Origin of the sequence: Streptosporangium sp. NPDC049248, from assembly GCF_040678965.1 — a bacterium.
Classification (GTDB): domain Bacteria; phylum Actinomycetota; class Actinomycetes; order Streptosporangiales; family Streptosporangiaceae; genus Streptosporangium; species Streptosporangium fukuiense.
Genome location: NZ_JBFAQY010000003.1, coordinates 559,473 through 565,820 on the forward strand (window position 1 = coordinate 559,473; position 6,348 = coordinate 565,820).

Sequence of the window (6,348 nt, forward strand, 5' to 3'; positions counted from 1 at the left end):
ATCCGGCCAGCGGTCCTTACGGCCGCTGGGTGGGGTGCTGGCGGCCATGGCCGTGTCGCTGACCGGTACTCGGATCTCGGCCGTGGCATTGCCCTGGTTCGTGCTCGTGACGACCGGCAGCGCCACCCAGACCGGGCTGGTCGCCTTCTTTCAGATGGCTCCATATGTGGTGGTCAAGGCGTTCACCGGGCCACTGGTGGACCGGATCGGCCCACGGCCTGTTTCCTGGACCACGGATCTGGTCAGCGCGGCCGCCGCTGCCATGGTTCCTCTGCTCCACGCCCTGCACCTGCTGTCCTTTCCGCTCCTGCTGGTCTTGGTCGCGGTGATTGGCGCGGCCCGTGGCCCAGGCGACCTGGCCAAGGAAGTCATGGTGCCGGAAGCGGCTGAGCGCGGTGGAGTACCGCTGGAGCGGGCCACCGGTCTGTCCGGCGTGATCGAACGGCTTGCTTCCACCGTCGGTCCAGCAGTCGGCGGCTCACTGGTGGCGCTGCTCGGCCCTTTGACAGGGCTTGTCGTCAACGCGGGCTGCTTCGCTCTCGGATCAGTGATCATCGGACTGGCGTTGCCTCGCGGTATGGGGCACGCAACCGAGGAAGCCTTGTCGCAGGAAGACGAAACGGGACCGGGCTACTGGCGACGATTCGGCGAGGGCTTCACCTTCCTGCGCGGCGAGCCGTTGCTGCTCACCATCATCGTCATGGTGGGGATCACCAACCTGCTGGACGCGGCGATCAACGCGGTGCTCATCCCCGTCTGGGCCAGAGAGTTCGGCAACGGGCCGACCGCGATCGGCCTGATGGGCAGTGTGATGGGAGCCGCGGCGGTCGCCGGGAGCCTGATCGCTGCGGCGGCCGCGCACAGGCTGAATCGCAGGGTGGTGCTTCTCGCCGGATTCCTGTTGGCCGGGGCACCGAGATTCCTGATCCTCGCCTTCGATGCCCCGCTGTGGGCAGTATTGACCGTCTTTGCCGTCAGTGGGTTCGGGGCCGGCTTCATCAACCCAGTGCTGGGGGCAGTCCTCTTCGAACGGGTGCCGCGCCGCATGCTTGGCCGGGTCAACGCGCTCGGTGACTCGCTGGGCTGGGCCGGGATCCCTCTCGGCGGCCTGCTCGCTGGGGCGGCGGTGGCCGCTGTCGGACTCGCGCCGGTACTGCTCGTCTGCGGGACCGTGTACTTTCTCACCACGAATCTGACGGGACTGCGGCCGGAGTGGCGCGAGATGGACCGTACGGGTGGGCGGGGCAGCCTGAAGCCACGCTCCAAGGAAGACGCCTCACAAGGCGGTGTGGATGTGGCGACTGGTGAACAGCACCACGGCGTTGAGTGCCGGGCCGAGGGCGGCCGGTCTCTCCAGGCATGAAAGCCCGACTCCGAGACGCTTGAACGCGGCAGCGGACCTGGATGGGAAGTCCTTCGGCGGCCATCACCGCGACCCTCCCAGCGGGAGGCGACGGGATACCACTCTCCGCATACCCGTTCGTCGGGCCATGGTGGAGCATGAACTGTTCGGTCTACCTTGCGCTGGGCGTAGGTATACAAACCGGGCAGGTCGCGTCTGTCTGGTAGTGAGCCGTATCGAGGGATGAAGCGCGCATCGTCGACCGCCCTAAACCGCGTACGGAGACCACCCGGCATCAGGGATCGTAAGGGCGATACAAATCGCCGACGGGTTTACAGCCCGTGACCGTTTCTTGCGCCCCATGGTCGCCGGCCTACGGCGGCACTTCTTTCCATGGCGGCGACCGCCTCGATCGTTGCAGGTCAAGGCAGACGCGTCCCGAGATCCATCCATTGTTCGATCTGCGTTCGCAGCGGTCCCGCCGTCAATCCGTCGGTCCTCGCCTCGACCGCGCTCCTGTGCGTAGAGCAGGTTGGCCTGATACACACCCAGCCACTGGTTGACACGGTCCTCGGTGAACTCGGCACCACCACCGCTCCCCATGCCACCATCTCCATGCTCTACTGCCCGGCCTCCGGCATGGGAGGTGATGCCGTAGTAACCCGGGCCGGCGACCAGGACCTTGTCGAAACAGGTATAGCGCTCACGCTCTTCTGCGTCAGGTTGATCGACAGCTCCGGGACGGTACAACTGTGATTTCGAAGCGGTCCCGTAGGACGTTCACCACCCGCTCGGCCGGTATGGAGAACACGTCCGTGCCCAAGGGCCGCTTCTCCCGTCATGACGGTGAAGATGCGGCGTACCCCACAATGAAGGAGATGTCCTCCAGCCTTCTTGTGCGTGCTACCGCGTCTCTTCACGGCCTGGCTTTGGGCGACGCCTTCGGCTCCCAGTTCTTCGTTCCGGCCAATCGACAAGCCTTCTCCGACCGCTTGCTTCCGCCCGCTCCATGGCAGTGGACCGATGACACAGAGATGGCGTGCTCCGTCTACCGAGTCCTGGCCGACCACGGCACCATCGACCAGGATCGGCTCGCCGTCGGCTTCGCCACCCGTCACGACTTCGACCGCGGGTACGGCCCGGCAACCAACCGGATGCTCCGTCTCGTCCGCGAAGGTGGTGACTGGCGGACGCTCTCGGCCGAACTGTTCGACGGCAAGGGGTCGTGGGGCAACGGCGCCGCGATGCGGGTGGCGCCGCTCGGCGCCTGGTTCGCCGATGATCTCGCGCGCGTCGTCCACCAGGCCGCCCTGTCGGCGCAGGTCACCCACACCCACCCTGAAGCAGTGGCCGGCGCGATAGCCGTGGCCGTGGCCGCGGCGACGACCGTCACGGAGCCTCATCTCTCAGCAGGGGGTTTCCTGGACAGGATCAGGGAACACGTGCCCGCGAGCATGGTCCACGACGGCATCGCCGAGGCCCGGCGACTCCTCACCATCGATGATCCCGACCTCGCCGCCACGATGCTGGGCAACGGGCGGCAGGTCAGCGCGCACGACACAGTGCCCTTCACCCTCTGGGTCGCCGCCCGCGAACGCCAGGACTTCGAAGCGGCCATGTGGACCACCGCGGCGGCAGGTGGTGACATCGACACCACCTGCGCCATCGTCGGCGGCATCATCGCGGCTTCAGGGAGCGCCCGTCCGCCTTCGGAGTGGAGAAGGCGATGCGAGCCGCTACCGGACTGGGCGGATGTCCCACCACTCAGCCGTGAACCGGGCGCCTCAGGCGGTTCCCAACCGTAACGCTGGGGGTGATGATCGATCCTGATCACGTAGGAAGGCATTGGGAAGGATCAGATCACGCTTGTTGGTGGGGTTCCACTGACTAAGGCTTCACGATCTACGCCATGCCTGCGCCTCGTTTCTCCTCGCCTTCGGCGCCTCGCTTGGAGCCGTGATGAAGACACTGGGGCACAGTCAAATCGGACTGACCGTGAACACGTACACGCACGCGCTCCCGGACATCGAACGGGCGGCCGTCGACGTGGTCGCCAAGAAGCTTTTTGGGTGATCAAAGACATGCTGATGGCCGGACTCTTGGCGAGGTTCGGCCCTCATGGCTGTCAAAGGCTGCTGTCATCGCCCTTTAAAGCAGGATCGATAACTGCTGTTTTCGCAGGCAGGGAGCCTGGGATTCGAACCAAGAACCTACGGATTAAAAGATCGGCTTCGCGCTGTTCCGGACAGTTCAATGCAGGCCGGCGGACGTGTGCGGTCCATCCTGAACGGCTCTGAACGCCCCTGTATTGCAACCCGAAGTGCAACCCCGGATTGGCGTGGTGATCAGGAGGCAGGTGCGCGGCAGCGCAGTGATCTTGTCGGTGGAGCCCCCTATGCTCCTCGGCCATGGAAAGAGACGAAACTCCTACGGTGGAAACCGCACAGATGGACGTCGAAGTGCACTACAGACATGCTTACCTCCTCGATGAGGATGACGACTGCTATCCAGACGGCATGTTGGACGACTCTCCAGCTCACCCCGTTGGGATCATCCGAGTGGAAAAGGGCATCGCCTTCCTGATCACCGGTCTTCACACGGGCACGGTGAGTTTCACCGTAGCTGTAGCCGATCAGGATCCGGGTGCCGACCTTGAGGGCTATGAAGACATAGTAGAGATCAGCTTCGAGTCGCCGTCAGGTTACATCTCGCTGTATGAATCGGGGGGTGCAGGCGTTCACGGCATCCCTTCGTTATCCGCCGGCCCCGGGACGTATCGCTTCCGGTATCACGCGCGTGGAATGGACGCCGCCCGTGAAAAGAATTTTTCCGATGTGGTGATCGATCACTACTTTCTTCAAATTTGGCCGGCGTTGCACAGTGATCCCGTCGTACTCAAGTCCACCAGCTCATATTTCCGATACTGGCTGAGCGCCGGGTGATGCGGTAAGGCCGGCACGGAAGAGATCGGGCGGCGTCATCAGCTTGGGAAGTCTCTATCGTGCCTGGCTGTTGAGCTGGGAAGACGCTGACGTGCGGAGGAGCAGGGCGAGTGACCGTGATTCTCCGTGAGTCCTCCTTGATCACTTCTCTGACGGGCACGCAACGGGCACGGACACTGCTCTGTCCTCACCGGTACTGCGGCTGAGGTCGGTCACGTCCGCCGAGGCGGTGTATCGCCGATCTTCTCGGCCGCGGCTCCTTCGACATCACCTGCCGTCATGCCCTGCCCATCGAAGTCGACAAGGCGGCCGCCCTGAACGCCCTCGTCATCGACCACACGGAAGGAATCCAGTCCAGCCTCATCGGGCAGTCCAACCCGGGCACCCCGGTACTGCACACCGACGCCCAGGTCACGGCCTGGCTGCCGGTCACCGATGCGGTCCACACCAACGGCGGGCGTATCTTCGCTCAGATCATGCACGCGGGCCGCGCCTCCCACCCCGACACCACGGGAACGCGGCCGGTGGGTCCCTCGGCCGTCCCCGCCGTCGGGCAGGTGTTCACTCCGGCCGGGCCCAAGCCGGCTCCGTGCCGCGGGCGTTGGACACCGGTGCACGTCGCCGGCCGCGGCCTGGAACAGTGCCTCGAAGGTCGCCGGGTTCTCGTGAGGTCAAGGCTGACAGCGGTCGCACACTATGGCGCATCGGGGGGCTTGTGGCAAGACCCGGGTCGTGCTGCAGAATTTCCGACCGAAGCAAGAACCCGCGAAATGAGGAGAGTCATGATCTCGACTGAGGAACGATATCGGAAGCGTCGTATTGAGGTCGATGGGCTTGAAATGGCATACGTCGAGGAGGGAGAAGGTGATCCGATCGTCTTTCTTCACGGCAACCCGACTTCGTCGTACGTGTGGCGGAATGTAATCCCGTATCTGGCGGACAAAGGGCGCTGCATCGCCCCGGATCTGATCGGGATGGGCGAGTCCGCGAAACTTCCGGCCAGCGGGCCGGGCTCATACCGCTTCGTCGAGCATCGCCGCTATCTCGATGCGTTCCTTCAGGCCCTCGACGTACGTGAGCGGGTGGTCATGGTGCTGCAGGACTGGGGTTCGGCCCTGGGTTTCGATTGGGCGTACCGTCAGCCTTCCGCACTCCGGGGTATCGCCTACATGGAGGCGTTCGTGGCTCCGATTCCCTCGTGGAGCGACTGGCCGGAGCCTGCGGTTGCGCTCTTCCAGGCGATCCGCTCCACTGCAGGTGAAGAGATGGTCCTCGACCAAAACTTCTTCGTTGACGACGTCTTGCCTGCAGAGGTGCTGCGAGGGCTGTCGGAGGCGGAGATGGCCGTCTACCGTCGTCCCTACACGGAACCGGGCGAGTCACGCCGACCGACGCTGACTTGGCCACGCGAGGTTCCCGTTGCGGGCGAACCACGCGATGTTCACGATGTCGTCACGCGTTATGCGGAATGGCTCGCTAAGTCTTCGGTTCCCAAGCTGTTCATCGAGGCGGTTCCAGGAACAATGTTTGAAACACACCGGGCCATCGCCCGGTCGTGGCCGAATCAGGCACACATCACGATCACGGGTGGCCACATGGTTCAAGAAGACGCTCCCGATCAAATCGGGGCGGCCATCGCCTCCTGGCTGCGAGATCTCTCCTGAAAAGTCCGTGTAGTAGCGGTCGAAGACGGCGGAGAAGCGCTCGGGCTCCCGCCAGGACTGCTCGATGATCACGGCGTCCGCGGTTTGCGCGGGTGCGGAAGGTGTAGGAGATCGTGACCTCCCGCGGCTCCGTTTCCTTGCTGGTTCCAGTGGTCACGGTGAAGACCTGGCCCTTGGCCCGTCCGCTGCGGCGGATGTTCCTGTCCCGGCCATCTACCGTGAACTGCACCAGCTCGCCGGTCAGACCTGCCGCCGGCGGGAAGAACCAGACGAAGGTAGACGAGGGATCTTCGAGCAGCTCGCGGTACCGAGCATGAAAGCCGGGGGTTATGCCAGATCAGAGATCGTGAGCCCGGTTTCGGCGATGAAACCGTTCAGCAGGTCGGGCCGGTACTGCAGG

The 6,348-nt window shown here is 64.3% G+C and carries 5 protein-coding genes and 2 pseudogenes; all 7 read left to right on the forward strand.

From position 1 onward, the window contains the following. The first annotated feature begins 46 nt into the window (after window positions 1–46). The 7 genes and pseudogenes from AB0K21_RS09235 to AB0K21_RS09265 all read left to right on the forward strand — a co-directional run bounded on the left by AB0K21_RS09235 (window position 47) and on the right by AB0K21_RS09265 (window position 5,948). The gene (locus AB0K21_RS09235) at window positions 47–1,363 is read left to right on the forward strand and encodes an MFS transporter (RefSeq protein ID WP_364148960.1); all 1,317 of its coding nucleotides are present in this window, start codon (window positions 47–49) and stop codon (window positions 1,361–1,363) included. 372 nt (window positions 1,364–1,735) lie between these two features. Beyond that, the gene (locus AB0K21_RS09240) at window positions 1,736–2,098 is read left to right on the forward strand and encodes a hypothetical protein (RefSeq protein WP_343966840.1); all 363 of its coding nucleotides are present in this window, start codon (window positions 1,736–1,738) and stop codon (window positions 2,096–2,098) included. A 122-nt stretch (window positions 2,099–2,220) separates the two neighbouring features. Beyond that, entirely contained in the window at window positions 2,221–3,147 is a 927-nt protein-coding gene (locus AB0K21_RS09245) for an ADP-ribosylglycohydrolase family protein (protein WP_364148962.1), read from the forward strand. 97 nt (window positions 3,148–3,244) lie between these two features. Beyond that, window positions 3,245–3,415 (forward strand): annotated as a pseudogene (locus AB0K21_RS09250) (tyrosine-type recombinase/integrase); the annotation flags it as partial. A gap of 335 nt (window positions 3,416–3,750) precedes the next feature. Beyond that, a complete protein-coding gene (locus tag AB0K21_RS09255; RefSeq protein ID WP_343966834.1) occupies window positions 3,751–4,284 on the forward strand; it encodes a hypothetical protein in 534 nt (177 codons plus the stop codon). Between the two features lie 362 nt (window positions 4,285–4,646). Then, window positions 4,647–4,772 (forward strand): annotated as a pseudogene (locus tag AB0K21_RS09260) (alkene reductase); the annotation flags it as partial. 294 nt (window positions 4,773–5,066) lie between these two features. Further along, window positions 5,067–5,948 carry a haloalkane dehalogenase gene (locus tag AB0K21_RS09265; RefSeq protein ID WP_343966832.1) on the forward strand — a complete coding sequence of 294 codons (882 nt, stop codon included), beginning with the start codon at window positions 5,067–5,069 and terminating at the stop codon, window positions 5,946–5,948. Window positions 5,949–6,348 lie beyond the last annotated feature (400 nt).